The organism is Flavobacterium sp., assembly GCF_040402835.1.
Taxonomy (GTDB): domain Bacteria; phylum Bacteroidota; class Bacteroidia; order Flavobacteriales; family Flavobacteriaceae; genus Flavobacterium.
On sequence record NZ_JBBALW010000008.1, the window covers coordinates 1 to 23538 of the forward strand.

General features: G+C 33.4%; 20 protein-coding genes. 4 read left to right on the forward strand and 16 right to left on the reverse strand.

Going from position 1 to position 23538, the window contains the following annotated elements:
- Positions 1 to 112: 112 nt before the first annotated feature.
- The 4 genes from AC9UEH_RS04065 to AC9UEH_RS04080 form a co-directional block, all read right to left on the reverse strand.
- Positions 113 to 859 (reverse strand): succinate dehydrogenase/fumarate reductase iron-sulfur subunit, encoded by a 747-nt coding sequence (locus AC9UEH_RS04065; protein WP_509528681.1) that lies wholly within the window; start codon positions 857 to 859, stop codon positions 113 to 115.
- A gap of 76 nt (positions 860 to 935) precedes the next feature.
- Complete coding sequence (locus AC9UEH_RS04070; RefSeq protein ID WP_509528683.1) at positions 936 to 2936, reverse strand: fumarate reductase/succinate dehydrogenase flavoprotein subunit; 2001 nt, start codon at positions 2934 to 2936, stop codon at positions 936 to 938.
- Between the two features lie 11 nt (positions 2937 to 2947).
- A complete protein-coding gene (locus tag AC9UEH_RS04075) occupies positions 2948 to 3616 on the reverse strand; it encodes a succinate dehydrogenase cytochrome b subunit (protein ID WP_509528685.1) in 669 nt (222 codons plus the stop codon).
- 186 nt (positions 3617 to 3802) lie between these two features.
- The gene (locus AC9UEH_RS04080; RefSeq protein ID WP_509528687.1) at positions 3803 to 4654 is read right to left on the reverse strand and encodes a ChaN family lipoprotein; all 852 of its coding nucleotides are present in this window, start codon (positions 4652 to 4654) and stop codon (positions 3803 to 3805) included.
- 196 nt (positions 4655 to 4850) lie between these two features.
- Between AC9UEH_RS04080 and AC9UEH_RS04085 the strand changes: the two genes are divergently transcribed.
- The 3 genes from AC9UEH_RS04085 to AC9UEH_RS04095 all read left to right on the forward strand — a co-directional run bounded on the left by AC9UEH_RS04085 (position 4851) and on the right by AC9UEH_RS04095 (position 8417).
- On the forward strand, positions 4851 to 6212 hold the full coding sequence (locus AC9UEH_RS04085; RefSeq protein WP_509528689.1) for a hydroxymethylglutaryl-CoA synthase family protein: 1362 nt from the start codon (positions 4851 to 4853) through the stop codon (positions 6210 to 6212).
- 23 nt (positions 6213 to 6235) lie between these two features.
- Positions 6236 to 7528: an aminopeptidase P family protein gene (locus AC9UEH_RS04090; RefSeq protein WP_509528692.1), complete on the forward strand. Its 1293-nt coding sequence runs from the start codon at positions 6236 to 6238 to the stop codon at positions 7526 to 7528.
- 106 nt (positions 7529 to 7634) lie between these two features.
- Positions 7635 to 8417, forward strand: coding sequence for an alpha/beta fold hydrolase (locus AC9UEH_RS04095; protein ID WP_509528695.1), 783 nt, complete (start codon positions 7635 to 7637; stop codon positions 8415 to 8417).
- A 44-nt stretch (positions 8418 to 8461) separates the two neighbouring features.
- Here AC9UEH_RS04095 and AC9UEH_RS04100 read toward each other — a convergent pair whose 3' ends face one another.
- From AC9UEH_RS04100 to AC9UEH_RS04155, 12 genes are all read right to left on the reverse strand, one after another.
- Complete coding sequence (locus AC9UEH_RS04100; RefSeq protein WP_509528698.1) at positions 8462 to 8878, reverse strand: GxxExxY protein; 417 nt, start codon at positions 8876 to 8878, stop codon at positions 8462 to 8464.
- A gap of 83 nt (positions 8879 to 8961) precedes the next feature.
- Positions 8962 to 11724: a PD-(D/E)XK nuclease family protein gene (locus AC9UEH_RS04105; protein WP_509528700.1), complete on the reverse strand. Its 2763-nt coding sequence runs from the start codon at positions 11722 to 11724 to the stop codon at positions 8962 to 8964.
- A gap of 89 nt (positions 11725 to 11813) precedes the next feature.
- On the reverse strand, positions 11814 to 12233 hold the full coding sequence (locus AC9UEH_RS04110) for an arsenate reductase ArsC (RefSeq protein WP_509528703.1): 420 nt from the start codon (positions 12231 to 12233) through the stop codon (positions 11814 to 11816).
- Positions 12234 to 12365: 132 nt separating this feature from the next.
- The gene (locus AC9UEH_RS04115; RefSeq protein ID WP_509528705.1) at positions 12366 to 12869 is read right to left on the reverse strand and encodes a DUF6428 family protein; all 504 of its coding nucleotides are present in this window, start codon (positions 12867 to 12869) and stop codon (positions 12366 to 12368) included.
- 12 nt (positions 12870 to 12881) lie between these two features.
- Positions 12882 to 13208, reverse strand: coding sequence for an ArsR/SmtB family transcription factor (locus tag AC9UEH_RS04120; RefSeq protein WP_509528707.1), 327 nt, complete (start codon positions 13206 to 13208; stop codon positions 12882 to 12884).
- 480 nt (positions 13209 to 13688) lie between these two features.
- Positions 13689 to 13946 (reverse strand): DoxX family protein, encoded by a 258-nt coding sequence (locus AC9UEH_RS04125; protein ID WP_509528709.1) that lies wholly within the window; start codon positions 13944 to 13946, stop codon positions 13689 to 13691.
- A gap of 83 nt (positions 13947 to 14029) precedes the next feature.
- Positions 14030 to 14374 (reverse strand): DoxX family protein, encoded by a 345-nt coding sequence (locus tag AC9UEH_RS04130; protein WP_509528711.1) that lies wholly within the window; start codon positions 14372 to 14374, stop codon positions 14030 to 14032.
- Positions 14375 to 14720: 346 nt separating this feature from the next.
- Positions 14721 to 18185 carry an efflux RND transporter permease subunit gene (locus AC9UEH_RS04135; protein WP_509528714.1) on the reverse strand — a complete coding sequence of 1155 codons (3465 nt, stop codon included), beginning with the start codon at positions 18183 to 18185 and terminating at the stop codon, positions 14721 to 14723.
- An 86-nt stretch (positions 18186 to 18271) separates the two neighbouring features.
- Positions 18272 to 19411 (reverse strand): efflux RND transporter periplasmic adaptor subunit, encoded by a 1140-nt coding sequence (locus AC9UEH_RS04140; protein WP_509528716.1) that lies wholly within the window; start codon positions 19409 to 19411, stop codon positions 18272 to 18274.
- Between the two features lie 120 nt (positions 19412 to 19531).
- Entirely contained in the window at positions 19532 to 19993 is a 462-nt protein-coding gene (tnpA, locus tag AC9UEH_RS04145; protein ID WP_509528718.1) for an IS200/IS605 family transposase, read from the reverse strand.
- A 437-nt stretch (positions 19994 to 20430) separates the two neighbouring features.
- On the reverse strand, positions 20431 to 21771 hold the full coding sequence (locus tag AC9UEH_RS04150) for a TolC family protein (protein ID WP_509528721.1): 1341 nt from the start codon (positions 21769 to 21771) through the stop codon (positions 20431 to 20433).
- Positions 21771 to 22367: a TetR/AcrR family transcriptional regulator gene (locus AC9UEH_RS04155; RefSeq protein WP_509528724.1), complete on the reverse strand. Its 597-nt coding sequence runs from the start codon at positions 22365 to 22367 to the stop codon at positions 21771 to 21773. The genes AC9UEH_RS04150 and AC9UEH_RS04155 overlap by 1 nt, the downstream gene beginning before the upstream one ends.
- Positions 22368 to 22558: 191 nt before the next feature.
- Between AC9UEH_RS04155 and AC9UEH_RS04160 the strand changes: the two genes are divergently transcribed.
- The gene (locus AC9UEH_RS04160) at positions 22559 to 23533 is read left to right on the forward strand and encodes a polyprenyl synthetase family protein (protein ID WP_509528726.1); all 975 of its coding nucleotides are present in this window, start codon (positions 22559 to 22561) and stop codon (positions 23531 to 23533) included.
- The last annotated feature ends 5 nt before the right edge of the window (positions 23534 to 23538 follow it).

Below are 23538 nucleotides of genomic sequence, written 5' to 3' on the forward strand. Positions count from 1 at the left end.
TTGTTTTCCATAACGATGAATTTTGTGTATCGCTATTTCAGGACAAGACAAAATAAAGCAAAAAAAAGACTGTCATATAAACAGTCTTTTTTCTTTTTTATAATATGTGTTTTTATCCTTTCAAACTTGCAGACAAATATTCTCTGTTCATTTGTGCAATATAATCTAGTGAAATTCCTTTTGGACATTCCACTTCGCAAGCTCCTGTATTGGTGCAATTTCCGAAACCTTCGGCATCCATTTGTGCAACCATATTCATTACACGGTCGGTTGCTTCCACTTTCCCTTGAGGTAAAAGTGCAAATTGAGATACTTTTGCAGATACAAATAACATTGCTGATGAGTTTTTACAAGTCGCCACACAAGCACCACAACCAATGCAAGTTGCTGCATCAAAAGCCCTGTCGGCATCGTGTTTGGGGATAGGAATTGTATTGGCATCAATTGTATTTCCTGAAGTGTTTACAGATACAAAACCACCCGATTGTTGGATTCTATCAAAGGCACTTCTATCAACAACCAAATCCTTAATTACAGGAAATGCTTTTGCTCTAAAAGGCTCAATATATATGGTATCGCCGTCTTTAAATTTACGCATGTGCAATTGACACGTTGTTACCAATCGGTCCGGACCGTGCGCTTCACCGTTGATATACAACGAACACATTCCGCAAATTCCTTCGCGACAATCGTGATCAAATGCTACGGTATCATCTCCTTTTACGATTAATTCATCGTTTAAAATGTCAAGCATTTCAAGAAAAGACATATCAGGTTCGATATTATCAACCGTATAATCTACCATTTTACCAGTAGCTTTAGCGTTTTCTTGACGCCATATTTTTAATGCTAATTTCATCTTGTTTCCTTTGAAAGTCATTAAGCCGAAAATCGTAAGTCATTTGACATTAGGACGTTTGACATTTGACTAATTACTATTTATAACTTCTTTGAACTAATTTAACGTTTTCGAATTTCAATTCTTCTTTGTGTAATATGGCATCACTTGGATTTCCTTTGTATTCCCAAGCTGCTACATACGCAAAATTCTCATCGTCACGTTGCGCTTCTCCATCAGGTGTTTGAAATTCTTCACGAAAGTGACCGCCACAAGATTCATTTCTGTGTAAGGCATCTTTTGCAAATAATTCTCCTAATTCAAGGAAATCGGCAACACGAAGTGCTTTTGCTAATTCTGGGTTGAAGCTATTTGCAGTACCTGGAATTTTCACTTCCTTGTAGAAATCTGCTCTAATTTGTGCAATTTCGGCTTGCGCTTCTAATAATCCTTTTTCATTTCGAGCCATTCCAACTTTATCCCACATAATTTTTCCTAATTTCTTATGGAAATAATCCGCAGGTTTAGAACCGCCGTTGTTCATTAATTGATCTATTTGAGCCAAAACATTTTTTTCTGCAGCTTCAAATTCTGGTAAATCTGTAGAAATTGTTCCCATTTTAATATCTGGTGCTAAATAATCACCAATTGTGTAAGGCAACACGAAATAGCCATCAGCCAAACCTTGCATTAATGCAGAAGCCCCCAATCTGTTGGCTCCGTGGTCTGAAAAGTTTGATTCTCCAATTGAGAAACAACCAGGAATTGTAGTTTGTAAGTTATAATCAACCCAAGTTCCACCCATGGTATAGTGAACCGCTGGGTAAATCATCATTGGTGTTGAATAGGGGTTTTCATCAACAATTTTCTCATACATTTGAAACAAATTACCATATTTATTAGCAACAACTTCTGTTCCTAATTTTATAACTAAAGCCGAATCATTTTCATCTTGATGTTTCAATCTTGCTTGATCCACACCATATCGTTGAATTGCCGCAGCAAAATCTAAATAAACCGCTTCTCCAGTTTTATTAACTCCAAAACCGGCATCACATCTTTCTTTAGCAGCACGAGAAGCAATATCGCGTGGAACTAAATTTCCAAAAGCGGGGTAACGTCTTTCTAAAAAATAATCTCTATCCGCTTCTGCGATTTCTGTTGGTTTTAATTTTCCTTCACGAATTGCTTTTGCATCTTCTAATTTTCCAGGAACCCAAATTCGACCGTCATTACGCAATGATTCCGACATTAATGTCAGCTTTGCTTGATGATCTCCAGAAACTGGAATACAAGTTGGGTGAATTTGTGTATAACATGGATTTGCGAAATATGCGCCTCTTTTGTGAATTTTCCAAGCGGCAGTTACGTTACTTCCCATGGCATTTGTAGAAAGGAAAAAAACATTTCCGTATCCACCAGAAGCAATAACAACGGCGTGTGCAGAATGTCTTTCGATTTTTCCAGAAACTAAATCACGTGCTATAATTCCTCTTGCTTTTCCATCCACGATAACTAAATCAAGCATTTCGTGACGGTTGTGCATTTTTATTTTTCCACGACCAATTTGACGGTTCATCGCCGAATAAGCCCCTAATAATAATTGTTGTCCTGTTTGTCCTTTTGCATAAAAAGTACGAGAAACCAATGTTCCTCCAAAAGAACGATTGTCTAATAATCCGCCATATTCACGAGCAAATGGAACTCCTTGAGCCACACATTGGTCAATAATATTCGTAGAAACTTCAGCCAAACGATGCACATTTGCTTCACGCGCACGGTAATCGCCACCTTTTACAGTATCATAAAACAAACGGAAAGTTGAATCTCCATCTCCTTGATAATTTTTTGCCGCATTAATTCCACCTTGAGCAGCGATGGAGTGCGCACGACGTGGTGAATCTTGGAAACAAAATGCTTTTACGTTATATCCTAATTCTGCTAATGTTGCCGCAGCAGAACCTCCAGCAAGTCCAGTTCCAACAACAATAATATCTAAATTACGTTTGTTTGCTGGGTTTACTAAATTGATATGATCTTTATAATTTGTCCATTTGTCCGAAATTGAACCTTCTGGAATTTTTGAATCTAATGCCATTATAAATTGAATTAAATTTGATTAAAATGATGAAATAATGCAATAAATATGAATCCAAAAGGAACAACGATTGCAAACGTATAACCTAATTTATGAAGTGCTTTAGAATATTTATTATTGAACCCTACCGATTGAAACGATGAGTTGAACCCGTGCCACAAGTGCAATGACAATAATAAAAATGCTAAAGAATACAATCCCGTACGAATAGGACTTTCAAATTTGTGATTCAATTCTTCATAATATCTAGTTGGTTCTATAGAATTAACATCTACATATTTATAAACGATTTCTTGAATCCAAAAATCGTAAAAATGCAATCCGATGAACGCTAAAACTACTAATCCTGAAACAATCATATTTCGTGATGCCCAAGAAGCGTTTGCAGCTCCGTTGTATTTTGCATAGGCAATAGGTCTTGAACTACGATTTTTTAATTCTAAAACCATTCCCATTACAAAATGAAATACTACTCCAGCTACTAAAATTGGCTGCATTACAAATTGAATTATTGGATTATAACCCATAAAATGTGACAAAGTATTGAATGTTTCCACACTAAAAACTGAAGTCATATTGATGAAAACGTGAAGCGATAAAAAGGTAATCAAAAAAAGTCCCGAAAGTGCCATTGCAACTTTTTTTGCAATTGAGGACTTTAATACTGTAGAATTGGCCATAATAAAACAATTTTTTTAAATAAAATACAAAATTAATCATAAATGAAACATACTACAACCTTTTCGTAGTTATTTATAATGATTTTAAAGTGTTTTGGATAATTACTTATTTATGGTTGAGAGTTTATACAATTATTCAATGAATTAATGAAAATTCAATAAAAAACGAAATTTCATTTTATGTAATTAATACGTTTTTGTAACATCTTCGTCAATTACAATTATAAAAGTTGCTTTATTATAATTTTCAACTTCCAATTTTGAAATGTCTTTTTGAGAAACAGTTGCAATGGTAATTATTTTTAAATTTGGATTTTGTTGTTTCAAATACCAATAAATTCCCTCAAAATTATCACTGTGATACGAGCCGTTATAATGAATGAAAAGAGAATTTTCGGTTCGGTTTTTATTTATGAAATACGCCATTGTTGCGTCTTTAACAGCTTGTGCTTTCGGAAGATTTTCGCCTCCGTGACCACCCATTTCCTGAACCATTTTTACATATCCAGGCAACGTTGCATCGTATAAAATGGGCAACGGCGCAATCCACGTTTTTTCCTCGTCAGACAATTTATCCAGCGCTTCAAATCCGTTTTTGAAGACTAAACTTGCAAATCTTCGTGGGATATTTGTGGCAACAAAAGCAAGTTTTAAATCTTTTGCAAAATCAACTAATGGTTTGTAATCGGTTTTGTAATTAGTCCAAAGTCGGGCTGAACTGTCTAACTTTTTCTGATTTATTTCAGCTTTCAAATACTGATTAACTTGTTTTTGATTGTCGGCTTCCAACATTTCTGCTCCTAAAACCAAGTTTCTTTTTTCGCTTAAATCTTTTGTGATTTCTAATTCAAGCCCATGCGCAACCGAATTATCATGATATTCTCCAAACAAAAGCACATCTGATTTTTGGGAACTGTTTATTATTTTTTTATAACAAACTTTTTTGCCATTTTGATTAAAAATCTGATATGATTCCTTGTTTTGAGCTATAACTATTGTGAAAAAACCTATCGAAAAAATCAAAAAAATTGTTTTCATAAAAGAACATTTGTTAAAAAAAAACTTCTGCTAAAATAGCTAAAAAAAGGCTCGTTTGAAAGTAAAATTATTAAATCCATAGCAGAACTTAATGTTTGATTTAAATATCGTAAAAATCACATAATTTCAATTTTTTCGAACTCAAATTAGATAATACATAGCCATCATCTTTGTAATTTTACAAAAAAAATTGAAAATGAAATTCGGAATTGACGCTATTGCATTTGATGTTGCAAAAATACATTTACCTATACATACTTTGGCGAAAGCCAGAAATATCGAACCTGAAAAATTAGAAAAAGGTTTGGGATTGCTAAAAATGACATTGCCAGATGCGCATCAAGATACCGTTGTTTTTGGTGCCAATGCTTTAACAAAATTAATCATCAATTCAAATGTCAATTTAGAGGATATTGCACGGATTTATGTTGGAACCGAAAGTGCAATCGACAGTTCAAAACCAATCGCTTCGTTTTTAGTAGCTTTGATGGAACAAAAATTTGGCGAAAATACTTTGACGGAATGTGATGTTGTTGATTTAACATTTGCCTGTATTGGCGGTGTTGATGCCATGCAAAACTGCCTCGATTTTGTGCGATTGAATCCAATAAAAAAAGCAATTGTGGTAACTACAGATATTGCAAAATACGATCTGAATTCTACCGGAGAATACACACAAGGTGCTGGAGCAATCGCCATATTAATCACTCAAAATCCACGTATTATAGCTTTTGAAAACAATTGGGCAACCAGCACAAAAGGCGTTTTTGATTTTTTTAAACCGTATCGTATCCTTTCAAAAGAAGCTATTACTGGAAATTCAAACAATGAAAGTTGGTTTGATAATTTAGAAGCTGAAATTGAAATTCACAAAGACCAACCCGTTTTTGACGGTCAATATTCCAACCAATGTTATATGGACAGAACGAGAACTGCTTATTTTTCATTCAAGAAAATTACCAATTCGTCAAATTCTGTTTATAACTCTTGGAAAAGCATAATTATGCACTTGCCGTATTCCTTTCAAGGGCGCAGAATGTTATCTGAAATCTATGCTTTAGATCATAAAAATCAAATTATTTCGGAAAACGAAGACGCATCTGAATATCAAAATAAATTAAAAGAGATTAGTAAATCCGAGGAATACCGCAATTTTGTAACCGAAAAATTACAACCAGCAGAAATAGCATCTTCCTTAATTGGAAATTTATATACGGGTTCTATATTTATGGGATTCTTATCAACATTAGCTCATTTTCACGATACTAAAATCGATGTTTCCAATGAAAAATTTGGGTTTTTAGCGTATGGAAGTGGTTCTAAATCTAAAGTTTTTGAAGGGACAATTCAACCCAATTGGGCAGCGGCTGTAGCCAATGTAAATCTATTTGAAACATTAGAAAATAGTTTTGAAATTGGATTTGAGTCCTACGAAAAACTGCATAAAAAGGAACAAAAACAAAGTATTCAAACTCCAATAAACGAATGGATATTGGATAAAATAGAAAATGAAAATCCAAACTTAATTGGTGCTCGATATTACAAATGGATTGATTAGATTTGTAATCTAATTATTGCATTATGAAATACCATCAAATTGACCGTACTTTATTTATAAAAAATCGCGCAAAGTTCTCGGCACAAATGAAGCCAAAAAGTGTGGCGATTTTCAATTCCAACGATATTTATCCAGTTTGTGCAGATACTACATTGCCATTTGCACAACACCGCGACATTTTTTACTTGTCTGGTGTAGATCAAGAAGAAAGCATTTTGTTGCTATTTCCTGACGCACCTTACGAGCACCAACGCGAGATTTTATTTCTAAAAGAAACCAACGAACACATTGCGATTTGGGAAGGCGAAAAACTTTCTAAAGACCGTGCCTTTGAAGTTTCAGGAATAAAAACAGTATATTGGCTACAAGATTTCGAAAAGATTTTATTCGAAATGATGACGAATTCTGATACAATTTACATCAATACCAATGAGCATTATCGCGCCACTGTGGAAACAGAAACTCGGGAAGCCCGTTTTGTAAAATGGTGGAAAGCCAACTATCCAGCGCACGCTGTAGCAAAAAGTAATCCGATTTTGCAGCGCATTCGTTCTGTTAAAGAAAGTGAAGAATTGGATTTAATCCAAAATGCATGTACAATTACTGAAAAAGGATTTCGAAGGGTGTTGGCGTTTGTAAAACCAAATGTCACGGAATATGAAATTGAGGCTGAATTTATTCACGAATTTATTAGAAATCGCTCGAAAGGATTCGCATACACGCCGATAATTGCATCTGGAAAAAACGCCAATGTTTTGCATTATATTGAAAACAATCAGCAATGTAAAGCAGGCGATTTGATTTTGCTTGACGTTGCAGCCGAATATGCGAATTATTCCAGCGATATGACGCGTATGATTCCCGTTTCGGGACGTTTTTCCGAAAGACAAAAAGCAGTTTATAATGCGGTTTTGAGAGTGAAAAATGAAGCTTCAAAAATGCTAACACCAGGAACACTTTGGAAACAATATCATTTAGAAGTTGGAAAAATAATGACTTCCGAATTACTTGGTTTGCGCTTAATTGACAAAGCCGATGTGCAAAATGAAAACCCAGAATGGCCAGCTTATAAAAAGTATTTTATGCACGGAACTTCACACCATTTGGGATTAGATACACACGATTATGGGATTTTGACCGAGCCTATGAAAGTCAATATGGTTTTTACTGTTGAGCCAGGAATCTATATTCCAGCGGAAGGTTTCGGAATTCGATTGGAAGATAATTTGGTCGTTCAGGAAACTGGTGAACCTTTTAACTTAATGCGAAATATCCCGATTGAAGTGGAAGAAATTGAAACGATTATGAATTCGTAATTTGGATAATAGACTATAGACAAATAGATAATAGACGGTTTACAGAAATGTGAACCGTTTTTTATTTTGTAGAAATTTTAGCCTTATTTTTGAACGAAATTTCAATATGAAACAAATTATCTATAAAAACACTGCTATTTCTTATTCCGATACTGGGAAAGGTACTGCTGTGGTTTTACTTCACGGTTTTTTAGAAAATAAAACGATGTGGAAGGATTTGACTCCCATTTTATCACATAAGAACCGAGTAATTATCATTGATTTATTAGGACACGGAGCAACTGAATGTCTTGGATACGTTCATTCGATGGAAAATAATGCAGAAATTGTAAAAGCCATTTTGTCTCATTTACGGATTCGGAAAGCAATTTTTGTTGGGCATTCAATGGGCGGTTATGTGGCTTTGGCTTTCGCCGAATTATATCCTGCAACTATAAAAGGATTGGTTCTTTTGAATTCCACATCCAAGGAAGATAGCGCTGAGCGAAAACACAATCGGGATCGTGCCATCAAAGCGGTAAAACAGAATTATGTCAATTTTGTTCGTTTGTCGATTGCCAATTTATTCAGTGAAAACAATCGTGAACGTCTTGAAAAAGAAATTGAAAACGTTAAATTAGAAGCTCTAAAAACCCCTTTACAAGGAATTGTAGCTTCTTTGGAAGGAATGAAAATCAGGAAAGATCGAGAATTTATTTTGCACGAAAGTGAATTTCCAAAGTTGCTGATTCTTGGAAAAAAAGATGGCGTTTTAATTTACAAAGACAATTTATCCCAAATTGAAAACACCAATACAGAATTAATCACTTTTTCTGACGGTCACATGAGTCACGTTGAAAATAAAGCGGAATTGGAAAAAACTTTATTGGGGTTTCTTAAGGGAATTTAAAAAATTTACCACAAAAGAAACAGAAGATTTACAAAAGACACAAATCAATCTTCTAATATTCTAAAATATTCGTTTACAAATGTTTTTTGACCGTCTTTGTATAAGTTTACAGAGTGAAAATTATATAAAATCCCTTTTGGGGCTTCCAATAATTTCATATACGTCATTAGTTGTGCATGATGAATTGGTAAAATAGTTTCTATTGCTTTTAGTTCAAGAACTATACAATTTTCAATAAATAAATCACATCTCAAATCTGTTTCTATTTCCAAATCTTTAAAAATAATTGGCACTAATAGTTCAGACTTAAAAGAAATTCCTCTTAAATTAAGTTCTTTTTTAAGGCATTTATGATACACACTTTCTAATAACCCTGGACCTAAAAACTTATGAACTTCAATTGCCGATCCATTTATTTGATAGGTCAAATCGGTTAAATAACTTTTTGTGATATTTGACATATAAATATTTTAATTTAATTAGATTTTACATTAAAAACTTAGGTTTCTTTTGTAAAACTTTTGATTCTTTTGTGGTGAAAAAACTAAACTTTCTCCTCAAACGGAATATTCTCATCAAATATCTCCCGCAATAAAATTACAATTTGTTCTAAATACTCCTTCAAGGTTTCCTTATTAATTGTTGTATTTATCTCTTTACCTTGTTTAAAAGTAAAAGGCATAAAACCCGATTTTAAGTTCTTAAAAGAAATAATTCCCGCTTCCATCGGTTGGTCTAAAGCGAATTTTTCATACATAAAAGCATACGCCAAAACTTGAATTATTTTATCGTTGCCAATATTTTCAGTAAGTCCATTCCAAGTAGTTAATATAATATCGCCTTTATCAACTTTACCCGTTTTATAATCAATAATTCTGATGATTCCGTTACGCTCTTCAATCCTGTCAACGTTTCCTTTTATCAAAACTGGGAAAGGTAAATCGGGATGAATTAAGGTTTCTTCGTATGTTTTTTCTAACGCTAAAATTTTAATGGCATCTCCATTTTTAACACATTCTAATTCGACTTTCAAGAAATTAAAAACATTTCGCTTGGCGACTTCAAAAGCCAAAAGGTTTCTTCCTTTTTTGATTTCGCCTTCTTTATAAACGACTTTAAATTGTTTCAGAACCTCAGAATCAATTTGCTTAAAGCAGTTTAAAATATCTGTTTCAGAAATATATTTGCCAATAAATGGTTCGTATAAAGCTTTTAATGTTTCGTGAATTATAGTTCCTAGCGTATTCAAGGCGATATTTTCTTCCACTTCTTCGACTTCCCGAATTCTCAAAATCTTTTGGAAATAAAACTGAATTGGATTCCGAATATAACTTGTCAATGCAGATGGAGAAAACCCTTTTTCGGCAATTTCTTTCAAGCGTTCCATCACCGATTCCGACTTTGGAATTACCATTGGTTGATAGGCTTTTTCTGGAAGTACGGCATTGTAAATTTCGTGCGTTAAAATGTGTTTGTCTTGTTTTTCAACTTCTAATTGCGTGATAAAACGACTTTTTTCACCTGCATCCAATCCTTCACTTTCGGTGTTATAAAGCAAGTAAATGTTTTTTGCACGTTGCAACAAATGATAGAAATGATACGTATAAATAGCGTCTTTTTCTTTGAAAGTAGGCAATCCCAATTCTCGTTTTACATCATAAGGAATAAACGAATTTTGAGATTTTCCCGCAGGTAATTTTCCTTCATTCATGGAAGTAATAATTACCGTTTCAAAGTCCAAAACGCGACTTTCTAAAACCCCCATAATTTGCAAACCATTCAAAGGCTCCCCTTCAAAAGAAACCTCAGCCAAATCAATTACTTGTTTGTAAATAGCATGTAGCGTGTCGATTTTGTCAATGTGGCTGTGTTTGGAATAGTAATTTATCAACTTATTAATTACTTTAAAAATCGAAAATACAAACGCTTTTGTGATTTTCTCCTCTTCGCTATCATTACTCAAATTGGCCTTTATAGTTTGCAACAATTGTGATAAAGAGGCAAGAACTTTCAACGAACCTTCTTCCCATTTTCCAAATAACAAGACAAATAAATCACTTGGATTTGGATTCAAATCCATCAATTTTTGATGCGTTATAAAAGTATAATTGTATTGATTTATCGTATTTACCAAAGCACTTGTTTTGGAATAAGGTTCTACCAAAGGATGCGTCAAAATATCCAAAACATCTTTGTAATAAAATACATAATTCTTGGCGTTTCTCGACAAAGCATTGGTATGCATTTTGAATAATTTTGCAATTAAAATCTGTGCTGGATTGTTTTTGCTTGAATATCCCATCGTAATATTCAGTGCTCCAACTGTTGCTGGAAGCGAATATAAGAGCGGGACAAGCATGTTTTCATCGCCTAAAACAACCGCTACTTTATCTAGCGTTGCAGATGAGTTTTCCTCAATTATTTTTTCGATAATACTTCCTGTAATTTTGGCTTGACCAATAGTTTTTGGCGTTCCAATGACCTGAATTGTTTTTGGTTCTGAAAAATCATTTACAATCCATTCAAAAGGATTTGACTTATACTGTTTCCAATTTTCCTTGAATCGTCTTACAAATAATCCTGCGTCATGATAGGAATCATTTAAAAACGTTTGGTCAATATCCCAATATATTTTAGCTTGTTCCGCTGCTATCAAATGTTGCACTATTTTTTCTTCGGCAGCATTTAAGGCATTAAACCCTGCAAAAACATACTTTTTATCGGTTACTGCTTTAGAAAAAGAATTCAAATTTTGAACCGCTTCCCTATAAATCAGACCTTGATATCCTATTCCATTTTTCAACAAATGGGCATAAAGCGTCTGGTAATAATGAGGCATTAATTTCCAAAAATCGATATAATTCTCCAGTAATTTTGTTTTGTTCTCCACTTCAATTCCCCATTTCTTTATGTCTTCGATGTCTTTTAAATAGGAAAGCACATGATTTGGCTCTAATAAATAACGGTCAATTTCATTGAAATCTTGCAGTAGCATTTTCGCCCAATTGGCAAAAAGTTCAAATGATTGTTGGTTTTTAACATCCGTTATCGAAAGATATACTTCATAGAATTCAAACACTAATTCTATTGGATCAATCGTTCTAATTCCGGAAACGTCTTGAATGAAATCTTCAATACTTATAATCTCTGGGGAAAGAATATTGTTTTGAACTTGCTTTTTCAGGGCTTCTATCAAGAAAATTTTGGCGCGTTTATTGGGTAAAACCACGATTGTATTCGTTAGATTATTGGAATAATCATCAATAATAACTTGTGCTATTTTATCTAAAAAAGTAGGATTTATCATTTTATAAATATAAAAAAACTCCTCGATAAATCGAGGAGTTTTTTTATATTTTCTTCAAATGTACTATAATTTGTTTTTAAAACATCCTTTTAAATGGAATATAAATTTATGATAAACGCTTTAGAATAGCTTTTGATTTCATTACGCACTTTTCTAAATTCTGCAATTAATTCTTTGGCTGTTCCGGATGCTTTTGATGGGTCTTCAAAACTGTGGTGAATGGTTTTGGTTTGCGTTGGGAAAAACGGACAAGCTTCTTTGGCATTGTCGCAAACGGTGATTACATAATCGAATGCTATTTCGGAATATTCATCGACGTGGTTGGAGGTGTTTTTGGAAATGTCTATTCCGTCTTCCGACATAATGCCAACAGCAAAAGGATTGAGTCCGTGAATTTCTACGCCAGCGCTATAAATTGCTACTTTATCTTTTCCAAAATGTTGTAAGTAGCCGTGTGCCATTTGGCTTCTACAGGAATTTCCCGTGCAAAGAACTAAGATTTTTTTCATACTAGTAACCATAATAAATTAATAATTGTAAATCTAGCATCAAACCCAAAATAAAGATTTAATGCCGTGAGACCAATGGTGATAATTATCGGTTTTTTATATTTTATAATTACATCTTTCATATATTTTATTTTAACAACACCCCGTTTCTGAAGAGCAACAACTGTTTTGTACATCCGACAATTTTACTTTTGGTTTTGGTGTTCCGCACGATTCTCCTCTGTCAATCGCTTTGCATTGGGTTTTATCAGCTATTAATTTTACGATGAGTTCGTCGTTTATTATTTCGAAATTTTGAGGATGCATTTGACGTGCATCAAAAACAGTATTTCCAAATTCAATTTTTACAATACTATTTGGATTCAATAGAAGCGTTTTTTCAACCATATCAATAATTGTCATGGCTTTAGATACTTGCATGGAGCGTCCAATTTCAGTACTATTTGGTTCCCAAAGTTGGAGAATTACTTCTGTCCAAGCATTCATCTTCCCACCACAATCTACAGCGATAATGTTTGCTTGTTTTATTTCGGTAATGTGAAAAGAAGGACTTACTTTTTGATTTTTAGCAAATTCAAATTGCAAATGAAGTCCAGGATTTTCGACCAATTGTGTTTTAAATTCATTCCAGTTCATAACGTTTGATTTTTAGCAACATTCCGAAGAAGTGTTATTGGTTTGTAAAATTGTGATAAAACCTTGAAGTTTTTTGATGGTATTTTCATCCAAGCAATAGCAAATAGAATTACCAGAAACAGTCCCTTTAATTACGCCTGATTTTTTCAATTCTGACAAATGTTTGGATACAGTAGATTGTGATAAAGGCAAGAATTCTACAATATCTCCACAAATACAAGTAGGCGAATTGATTAAAAATTTTACAATTTCCAAGCGCGCAGGATGCCCAAATGCTTTTAATATTTCTGCCATTTCTAATGTTTCTTCCGTGAAACCTATTTTTTTTGTTATTCCCATATTGCAATATTACGATATTAATTTTTATTTCAGAAACTTTAAACGCGATTTAACGATAAATTAATACTGCAGGATACCTACCGAACACTTGAACTAATTAATAACTATAATTGGTACATCTACTAATGATTTGTCAATCTCAATTTATTTCAGATTCTAATTTTATATTATAATCGAGGCCGATTTTTGGTCGTATCCGTAACGGCGTTAGAAAGTCATGTCGAAGAACGCGGCAATCTCACCATAATTTTATTTTATCTTTGTGAGGACGGATTACACCCAAACAATAGCGAACAGACGAAGTAAATCCGCCCAATCCGTTGTGGGAACATATCCGAGCGTTCCAGAAAAGACACTTGATTGTTGTTAGAAGTATGAATATCTTGTAAATAAATACCCTCTACTCATTTCATATAATGTACAAAGTCATTAGTTTTAGAAATTCATATAGAGAATCATCTAAAAAACTAATGGCAGGTTCTATTTTAATGCTTCAAAAAAAATGTAAGCATTTAAACCCATATAAAACAAAGCGGGCAAGCTAACCCAGAGCCCATCTTTTAGACGTATTCTTACTATTGTTCCAAAAAACATAAGTAGCGCTAGTCCGCCTGATGAAATTAATAGTATAGGATTATATTGAAGCCCAATTAAAAGTCCAACCGCTCCCACAAATTCTAAAATGATTGTTAAAAGTCCTAATTTTTCAAGTTTAAAGCGTTTGAATTCGCTTTTCATGTGGCGGGAGGTAAAGTAGGAAATGCAATATGCAAAGAAAGATAAACTAGATAAGTAAATACAAATATGGAATAGAGTCATGGTTAAATTATATGTAAAGAAGCTACTATTATAATAATACATAAACCCAAAAGTATAAGCGATGGCAAATGTTTCATAAAGGGATTGCTTATTTTAAAATGAAAATATTGAGCAGCTACCATTATTAAACCCATAACAATAGAAGAAACAAGTACTAAAGAGGGAACCCATATACCAACAATTAACAATGTCGATAATGCAATTTTGGTAGCTCCAACAGCACTTCTAGTTAAATCACTTAAGCCAAATTGTTTGAATTCTTTTACGATGTTGTCCATTCGAAATATCCAAACATAAATAACGGATACTGCCAAAATTAGTTGAGCTAAGGTTATGTAATTTATCATTTTTTCATGTATTATGTTTCTTTCTCTTTGGGCTTTTCAGATTCTGCCCTTTTTTTGATATGGTTTCTCGTATTTGCTTTGCTAATCCAAAACTCTTGTAAATTTATAATTAAAATTTATAATTACAGATTGATTTAATATTTAATTAGAAAACGCATAACAGTTTATGGCCATAAATAGATTCAAATTAAATTCTTCTTAATGACTTTATACTTTTTTTAATAAATTTAAAACCATCAATTTTCGTTGCCTATGCAAATAAAAAACAAATTAATCGCCTAAAAAGTGAATAAAAAACCCTGTTCCAATATATTAAAAACAGGGAGATTTATTAGATTCAGAAATCTTATATTTCGGTGGCTCTAGCGGCTCTTCTGTCGCGCAACCAATACTTGGTTCGTTTGACTAAATAGAACATTACGGGCACCATAACGAGGGTTAAAACCGTGGCATAAGTAAGTCCGAAGATGATGGTCCACGCCAATGGGCTCCAGAAAACGACGTTGTCACCGCCTACGTAAACGTGCGGATTTAGGTTGGTTACCAATGAGAAAAAGTCGAAATTTAGTCCGATTGCCAACGGAATTAATCCTAAAATTGCGGTTAATGCGGTTAGTAAAACGGGGCGCAAACGGGATTTTCCAGATTGAATGATAACGTGTTTTATTTCGGCAATGGTTAAATCGTCGTGCGAATTTTGCTTGTTTTCGATTACTTTTTCGTCTAATAATAACACGAAGAAATCCATTAATACGATTCCATTTTTCACAACAATTCCTGATAACGCAATGATTCCCATCATGGTCATTAGGATTACGAAATCCATTCCTGCAAACACGTAACCGTAGAATACGCCGCTGAAACTTAGTAAAACGGTGAACATAATGATGGCGGTTTTTGACAAGGAATTAAATTGCAACACAATAATTATGGTGATGCTCGCCAATGCCAAAAGCAATGCGCCAAACAAGAAACTGGAATCTTTTTTCTGCTGTTCTTGCTCGCCAGAAAACGAATACGTGATGTCGCCCGCCATTTTATAATTGACTGCTTTCAGTTGTGCTTCGATTTGTTTTGTAATTCCGTCGCCATTCGCCCCTGTTAAAACATTGGAATAAATGGTCATAATTCGTTTTGAATTCTTGCGTTTTATTTGGTTGAACGTGAATTTTTTCTCGGTCGTAGCCAAAGCAGCAATTGGAACTTGGATGATTTGTCCGTTGTTTTGATTTCGGAAAGTTACGGGTTGGTTGAACAAAACACTTTCGTTTTTGCGTTGGTCTTCCTGCAAACGCATCACTATATTGTAATCGTCTTTTCCTTCTTTGTAGGTTGAAATTTCTTGTCCGTAAATCGCTCTACGCATCGTAAATCCTAATTGTCCCGTGGTTGCGCCCAAACTTCCAATGTTCACACGATCTACATTTACTTCGAGTTCAGGGCTTTCTTTGTTGACATCAATGTTTAATTTTTCGATGCCTTCGATGTTTTTCGAATTGATGAACGTGATTACTTTATTCGCTTCTACCAGCATTTCATCATAATTAGTACCCGACAATTGCAAACTTATTGGATATCCTGAAGGCGGTCCGTTAGAGTCTTTTTCGACAATTATTTTTGCGCCTGCAATTGCTTTTACCTTGGCACGAATTTCTTCTAAAATAACGCTTGTATTTACGCCTTTTCTGAATTTGTATTCCGAGAAATTCACGGTTACTTTTCCTTTATAAGGGGTTTCCGATTGGTTTCCAGAATCTACATTTGGATTTCCAGCGCCTTTTCCAACTTGTGAAACGATGCTTTCTGCCAAATAGTTTTTGTCATTTTCTACATATTTTCCTAAAATTTCAATGACTTGTTTTTCAACAAATAAATTGGCTTTATTGGTTTTAGAAATTTCTGTTCCTTGCGGATATTCGATGTAAACTATGGCTTGATTTGGAATATTTTTTGGGAAAAACAATACGTTTCTCGGGAAAATTCCTAATAAAACAAACGAAAAAATTAATAAACCAATAATAGCTATTAATGCCAATGCCGCTCTTCTTCCTGTTAAGATTTTACCAAGAAAAATTTGATATTTCGCCTCTAATCTCGGGAAAAAACTATGTTGGAAATCTTGTGTCCATTTGAAAAGAAACAAATGATACGCCCACATTAAAACCAAAGCAATAATGATTAAATGCCCAATGGCTTTCATCCAAATAGTATTGGTAATATTCCCGGGAATTACGAATAACAATCCTGAAACGATGAAAATAATCGTGTATTTTTTCAATGCTTTTTTAGAGATGTTTCTGTCTTCAATATCCATAAAACCACCCGTCATTGCGGCATTGATAACCATTGCTACGAATAGCGATGCGCCCAAAACACAAGACAATGTAATGGGAAAATAAATCATAAATTTCCCCACCGTTCCTGGCCATAAAGCCAATGGAATAAAAGCCGCCAAGGTCGTTGCTGTTGATGAAATAACTGGCCAAGCGATTTCGCCAATACCAATTTTTGAAGCTTCAATACGTCCCAAACCTTTTTTCATATTGGCAAAAACGTTATCGACAACCACAATTCCATCATCAACCAATAATCCCAATCCCATTACCAATCCGAACAAAACCATCGTGTTCAAGGTGAATCCAAAAGCCGATAAAATTGCAAATGCCATCAACATTGAAAGTGGTATTGCCGCTCCAACAAACAGGGAATTTCGTAATCCCATCGTGAACATCAACACAATCATTACCAGAATAATTCCGAAAATAATGTGGTTTGAAAGTTCGTTTACTTGGTGTTCAACTTTGCTCGATTGGTCGTTGGTCATTTTGATACTCAAATCTTTTGGCAAGACTGTTTCTTGTGCTTTTGCCACAATTTCTTTGACTTGATCCAATGCCGAAATCATATTTTGCCCAGAACGTTTTTTTACGTTTAGCATCACCACTTCTTGACCGCTTTCGCGTGCGTACGTAGTTTTTTCTTTTTCTTTGAAATTAATAACGGCAATATCTTTCAGGTAAACCGTTCCTCCGTAGGATTTCACCACTACGTTTTCAAGATCTTTTGGGTTTTTGATTTCACCAACAATTCGGATGTTATTTCGAGAACCTTGCGAGATTAAATTTCCTCCAGAAAGCGTCATATTTTCATATTTCACTGCATTTTGAATGTCGTCAAAACTTACTTTTGCAGCGTTCATTTTGAATACATCAATGGCAATTTCAACCTCTTTATCATCAACACCAAGGATGTCTACTTTTTTAACTTCAGGAACATTCTCAATCTCATCTTTTAAATATTCACCATATTTTTTGAGTTGTTGCGTGGTATAATTTCCCTTCAAATTAATGTTCAAAATCGGCACTTCCTCAGAAATATTAATATTGAAAATACTTGGTTCTACCTTACTTCCATTGTCAAGATTTGGCCAATCGGAATCGGCTTTCGCCAAATCTGCTTTGTCTTTAATTCGAATTTTAGCTTCTTCAATTGATATTTTTTGTTCAAATTCAACGACTACAATTCCGTAATCTTGAAACGAACTTGACGTAACTTTGGTTACACCAGAAATATTTTTAAACTGATCTTCAAGTGGTTTTACGACTAATTTTTCCACATCTTCAGAGGAATTACCTGGGAAAATAGAAGAAACGTAAATTTTGTTTTCCAATATTTCAGGGAAATTTTCACGCGGCATATTGATATACGCCATCGTTCCCGAAACTATAATTATAAAGGTCAGAATGTAAACCGTGATTCGGTTATCTACAGCCCAACTCGAAATGCCAAATTCTTTTTTTTGATGACTCATTATATAAGAGTTATTTTAAATTTTAAATGATAAATTTTGAATTCAATAGTTGTCAATTTTGATTCCCCCTTAAGGGGTTAGGGGGGTTAGAAATTTAGTTTCATTCCTTCCGAAACCGTATTTACTCCATCACTTACAACTACAGTTTTTGGCTCTAATCCACCTAAAATCTCTGTGAAATTTTCAGAAGTTTTTCCTACTTTCACAATCACTTTTTTAGCAATTCCTGTTTTATCTTTAATTGACGTTGCTTCAAATACAAATTGGTCGCCATTACCATCTACTTGAATCACATTGGAAGGAACTACAACCGCATTCGCATTGGTGTAATCAATAATTTTAAGTTTTGCGACTTGGTTTGGACGCAATAAATTTTCTGTGTTAGGAACGGAAACTTCAATCCCAAAACTTCTATTATTAGGATTGATATTATTCGCTACTTGACGAATTTTTCCAGCGTATGTTTTCCCTAAAGAGGCCAAATAAACATTGACAACCGTACCTACTTTTAGTTTTCCAATATAACTTTCTGGAACTGCCGTAGAAACAAACATATTATTCAAATTCACAATTCGCATCAATCCTTGTCCAGGTCCAACTACTTGTCCTTTTTCGGCAATTAATTCATCAATTACTCCTGAAAATGGGGCTATAATTCTTGTTTTTGCCAATTGCGCTTTCATTTGTGAAACTGCTTTTTGTTGGCTTATCATATTGGTTTGCGATTGCAAATACTGAATTTCAGAACCAATTTTTTGATCCCATAAACGCTTTTGTCTTTCAAAAGTTGTTTTCGCCAACGCCATTTGCGTTTCCATTTGTGATAATTGCTGACTCAAACCACCATCATCTATAGTTCCAAGAAGTTGCCCTTTGCTCACTTTTTGTCCTGCAAGTACATTTACAGTATTCAAAATTCCAGAGAATTGTGGGTAAATAATGAGGTTTTCTTTGGTATTTACATTTCCTTGGACTTCTAAATAATGACTGAAAACAGTGTCTTTCACTACTGAAATAGAAACTAACGCTTCTTCCAATTTTTTAATGTCTAAAAGGGCAATCGCATCATCCAATTTTGTTAATTGGGTTTGCAATTCTGCTCTTTTTGCTTTTATAGAAACCAAGTTTTTTGAAGTGATTAAGGAATCAATATTGGCGTTGTCTTCTTTCTTTCCGCAAGAAAATAGTAGAATTGAAAGTGCTGAAATGATTATTGTTTTTTTCATTGTTAACCTATTTATGTTTGTTATTTGTATTCGTTATTTGCGATTTTTTGTCCCGTAGGGACTTAATGTTGGTAAAAATAATATGCTTAACCGTTTTTTATCCCGTAGGGACTATACTTTTTAAAATAGTTCTTGAAAAATATATTTTTCATCGAAATCAACTTCAAAATTTTGTAAAATTTCTAAATATTCCTCTCTAAATGTTTTTATTTTATGATGCTCTTCTTGATTTTGAATATACTTAATTACCGTTTCTATTTGGGATTTACTATATGAAAAAGCACCATAACCTTCTTGCCATTCAAAATGTATTTCTGTCAATTTATTATCATTTATCCATTTTGAAGAACTTTGCTTAATATCTTTCATTAAATCAGAAATAGATTGTGAAGGTCTAAGGCCAATCAAAATATGAATATGGTCAGACATCCCATTTATTGCAACTATTTTATGATTATTATTTTGCGCAATCCCCGTTATATATTTATAGAGATCTTCTTTCCATTTAGATTGAATGATTCCTAATCTATTTTTTACTGCAAATACAAAATGAATGTGAACTTGTGAAAATGTGTTTGCCATATTTGTATAGTCCCTACGGGACAAAATTTACCATTAATAATTTAATTTCTACCAACATTTAATCCCTACGGGATACAAAAAAGGCAAAATTATTTTTTATTTATAACTTTTTCTAAACTTGCTTTTTTATTGATAACCTATTTATGTTTGTTAATTCAATTCGTTATTTGCGACATTTTTTGTCCCGTAGGGACTTAATGTTGGTAAAAAAAATATGCTCTACCGTTTTTTGTCCCGTAGGGACTATACTTTTTAAAATTGAATGATTCCTAATCTATTTTTTCTGCAAATACAAAATGAATGTGAACTTGTGTAAATGTGTTTGCCATATTTGTATAGTCCCTACGGGACAAAATTTAACATTAATAATTTTATTTCTACCAACATTTAATCCCTACGGGATATAAAAAAATAGTTTTGTGCTTTTAAAATCGTGTCTATTTTTTATTTATTACTTTTTCTAAACTTGCTTTTTTGTTGATAATATTCACCATCGACTGCAAATAATTTTGTTGTGCGGAATACAATTGGCGTTGTGCCTCACTAAAATCAAAACTTGACGACAATCCTTCTGTGAATTTTATTTGTTGTTTTTTCTCAATTCGTTCCGCCAAATTCAGATTGGTTTTTGCTGTTGCAAATTCCTCGATGCTGAATTCGTATTCACTTTTGGCATTTGCATATTGTAATTTTAATTTTTGTTCAGTTTCTGTTAATTGCGTTTTCGCTTTTTCAAAGGCGATTTTTGCTTGTTGCGTTCTGGCGCTTCTTGCTAAACTGCTAAAAATCGGCACGTTTAAATTTACTCCCAAATTTGAATAATTTAGCCATTTTTGATTGGTTGTAAAAAACTGAAATTGATTTCCAAACGCATTATAACCAAAATTTACATTCGCAGATAATGAAGGCAAAGCTTTGGCTTTTTGTAATTTTAATTCCAAACTTCGTTGCTCCCGAAAATTCAAAGCCATTTGATAATTTACGTTTTGCGACGGGCTAAATTCTCCTTCCGAAAATGCAGCATCTAAATTGTTAATCGTCAAAGTATCTAATTTATCTGTAAGTTTTAAATCATCGGTAATGGCAATTCCCAAAGTAATTTTGAGCATTTTTGCCGCAATTTCCCGAAGTCTTTTAACATTATTCAAATTGCTACTCACAGACGAAAGTGTAATTTGAAGTTGCTCAACATTTTCTTCTTCTATCAAACCATTTTTGAAAGTTTCCTTGGTATCAAACAAAGTTTTCTCTAAAATAACTTTATTTTTCTCCAAAATCAAGATGCTTTCTTCTGCCAATAAAACATTTCCATAAGCATTGACAACCATTTCTTTGATTTCAACATCTGTTTTTTGTTTGGCATTTTCATAAAATTTCAAATAGGTTTTTGACGCTTGCAAGGCAACAATATAAGAACCGTCAAATAGCAATTGACTTAAGGTAGTTCGCGCATTCATATTGTGTTTTGTTCCAAAAGCCACTTCTGCAAATTCACCTGGATTTCCTCCAAAAAACTGAGCTGGAATAAGTGATTTTTGCAATTCAAAATTGTTTTGATAATCTAAACTAGCATTAATTTGCGGTAAACCCATAGCGGTTGTTTCCCACTTTTTACTTTTTGCGGAAGCAATATCTCGAGTTGCATTTATTGCTGAATAATTATTGCTTAATGCATAATTAATAGCTTCTTCAAGGTTAAATGAAAAACTTTTAGGTTTTTCTTGCGATTTTGCAGTGATTGCAAAAGATAATAAGGTAATCAAGATTACTTTTTTCATTATTGTTCAATGTTCATTAATTGTTTTTCTAATTCTGCAATTCCAGCTGGCGTTGCAATTGCTCGTGTATGGTATTCTAATATTTCTAATTCTAATTGTTGCCCTTCTTTTTCTGAACTCGTTTGCTCTTTAATGCTAAAAACCAAATTATAGTAAAATCGGACATACGTTTCAACCGAAATTCCTTTTCGATACAAACCTTGAGACATCCCATTTTCAATATTTTGTTTGAATAACGTGTTGCATTCATTGATTTCCCTTGCAATTACTTTTTCATAAATCTCCGGATAATGTTTTTTTAATTGGTAAATGGGTGACGTATCCGACGATTTAAACATTTCCTTGAACATTTTTCTGATTTCAAAATTTTCTTCGATGGCATTGTGTTTTTTAGCAACTATAGCGCTAATAATTTCATGAACTTCGGAATGAATTGCTGCGGTACTTTCCTCAATCAAAATTTCTTTATTACAAAAAAACTTATAAATAGTTTTTTTAGAAATACACATTTCCCCCGCAATATCATCCATTGTGACACTTTTGAAACCAAGTTTCAAAAATAAGTCACCTGCTTTTGATATTATTTTATCTTTCATTCTGTAAGATTAAAAGGGTTAATTTTGCGCAAATCTACAACGGAAACTTTGAATACCAAAATAGTTTCCAAAGTATTTGCAATTAATTAACATTTAAGAAAGTTTCAAGTTCAAACTTTTTTGAGTTTCTTTGTAAGACGCAAAGATTTTAAAGAAACCTCTTTTCAATCTAAACCTATAAAAAAAGAATAATGCATTCTATTTATCAGTATCAAGAATTTATTTCCGACTATTTGCAATCGCAATATGAAACCAAAGAACCTAAAAATCTGTACGATCCAATTCACTATATATTGGGACTTGGAGGAAAACGTATGCGTCCCGTTCTGACATTAATGAGTGCAGAAGTCTTTAATGCAGACTATAAAAAAGCTTTGCCAGCTGCACTTGCCGTTGAAGTTTTTCATAATTTTTCACTCATTCACGATGATATTATGGACGATGCGCCCTTGAGAAGAGGAAACGAAACGGTTCACGAAAAATGGGATATCAATACCGGAATTCTTTCAGGTGATGCAATGTTGATTTTGGCGTACCAATATTTTGAACAATACGAACCAACGGTTTTTAGAGATTTAGCAAAATTGTTCAGCAAAACGGCTTTGGAAGTTTGCGAAGGGCAACAATGGGATGTGGATTTTGAAACTCGTGACGATGTTTCCATTCCAGATTATTTAAAAATGATAGAATATAAAACGGCAGTTCTTGTTGCTGCAGCAATGAAAATGGGAGCTATAATTGCTAAAACTTCTGAAGAAAACACCAATTTAATTTATGATTTTGGTTTGAATTTAGGTCTGGCATTTCAATTACAAGATGATTATTTAGATGCATTTGGAAATCCAGAAACCTTTGGAAAACAAGTTGGTGGCGACATTATAGAAAACAAAAAAACCTATTTGTATCTTAAAGCGCATGAATTTGCGTCTGTGGAACAAGCCGAACAATTGGCACATTTATTTTCGATTCATCCAGAAGACAATTCCGAAAAGATACATTCTGTGAAAGAGCTATTTTTAGCTACTGGTGCGGCAGTTGAAACCAAAAAAGCAATTCAAGAGTTCACTTTAAAAGCATTTGAAACGCTACAAAAAATTAGTATTGATAATGAAAAAAAAGAAATGCTACAGTCTTTCGGTGAAAATTTAATGGGTAGAAAAGTATAATTTAT

Bases quoted from the DNA above. Each gene is read 5' to 3' on its own strand.
- AC9UEH_RS04065 (WP_509528681.1), bottom strand. From the start codon at position 859: ATGAAATTAGCATTAAAAATATGGCGTCAAGAAAACGCTAAAGCTACT.
- AC9UEH_RS04070 (WP_509528683.1), bottom strand. From the start codon at position 2,936: ATGGCATTAGATTCAAAAATTCCAGAAGGTTCAATTTCGGACAAATGG.
- AC9UEH_RS04075 (WP_509528685.1), bottom strand. From the start codon at position 3,616: ATGGCCAATTCTACAGTATTAAAGTCCTCAATTGCAAAAAAAGTTGCA.
- AC9UEH_RS04080 (WP_509528687.1), bottom strand. From the start codon at position 4,654: ATGAAAACAATTTTTTTGATTTTTTCGATAGGTTTTTTCACAATAGTT.
- AC9UEH_RS04085 (WP_509528689.1), top strand. From the start codon at position 4,851: ATGAAATTCGGAATTGACGCTATTGCATTTGATGTTGCAAAAATACAT.
- AC9UEH_RS04090 (WP_509528692.1), top strand. From the start codon at position 6,236: ATGAAATACCATCAAATTGACCGTACTTTATTTATAAAAAATCGCGCA.
- AC9UEH_RS04095 (WP_509528695.1), top strand. From the start codon at position 7,635: ATGAAACAAATTATCTATAAAAACACTGCTATTTCTTATTCCGATACT.
- AC9UEH_RS04100 (WP_509528698.1), bottom strand. From the start codon at position 8,878: ATGTCAAATATCACAAAAAGTTATTTAACCGATTTGACCTATCAAATA.
- AC9UEH_RS04105 (WP_509528700.1), bottom strand. From the start codon at position 11,724: ATGATAAATCCTACTTTTTTAGATAAAATAGCACAAGTTATTATTGAT.
- AC9UEH_RS04110 (WP_509528703.1), bottom strand. From the start codon at position 12,233: ATGAAAAAAATCTTAGTTCTTTGCACGGGAAATTCCTGTAGAAGCCAA.
- AC9UEH_RS04115 (WP_509528705.1), bottom strand. From the start codon at position 12,869: ATGAACTGGAATGAATTTAAAACACAATTGGTCGAAAATCCTGGACTT.
- AC9UEH_RS04120 (WP_509528707.1), bottom strand. From the start codon at position 13,208: ATGGGAATAACAAAAAAAATAGGTTTCACGGAAGAAACATTAGAAATG.
- AC9UEH_RS04125 (WP_509528709.1), bottom strand. From the start codon at position 13,946: ATGAAAAGCGAATTCAAACGCTTTAAACTTGAAAAATTAGGACTTTTA.
- AC9UEH_RS04130 (WP_509528711.1), bottom strand. From the start codon at position 14,374: ATGATAAATTACATAACCTTAGCTCAACTAATTTTGGCAGTATCCGTT.
- AC9UEH_RS04135 (WP_509528714.1), bottom strand. From the start codon at position 18,185: ATGAGTCATCAAAAAAAAGAATTTGGCATTTCGAGTTGGGCTGTAGAT.
- AC9UEH_RS04140 (WP_509528716.1), bottom strand. From the start codon at position 19,411: ATGAAAAAAACAATAATCATTTCAGCACTTTCAATTCTACTATTTTCT.
- tnpA (WP_509528718.1), bottom strand. From the start codon at position 19,993: ATGGCAAACACATTTTCACAAGTTCACATTCATTTTGTATTTGCAGTA.
- AC9UEH_RS04150 (WP_509528721.1), bottom strand. From the start codon at position 21,771: ATGAAAAAAGTAATCTTGATTACCTTATTATCTTTTGCAATCACTGCA.
- AC9UEH_RS04155 (WP_509528724.1), bottom strand. From the start codon at position 22,367: ATGAAAGATAAAATAATATCAAAAGCAGGTGACTTATTTTTGAAACTT.
- AC9UEH_RS04160 (WP_509528726.1), top strand. From the start codon at position 22,559: ATGCATTCTATTTATCAGTATCAAGAATTTATTTCCGACTATTTGCAA.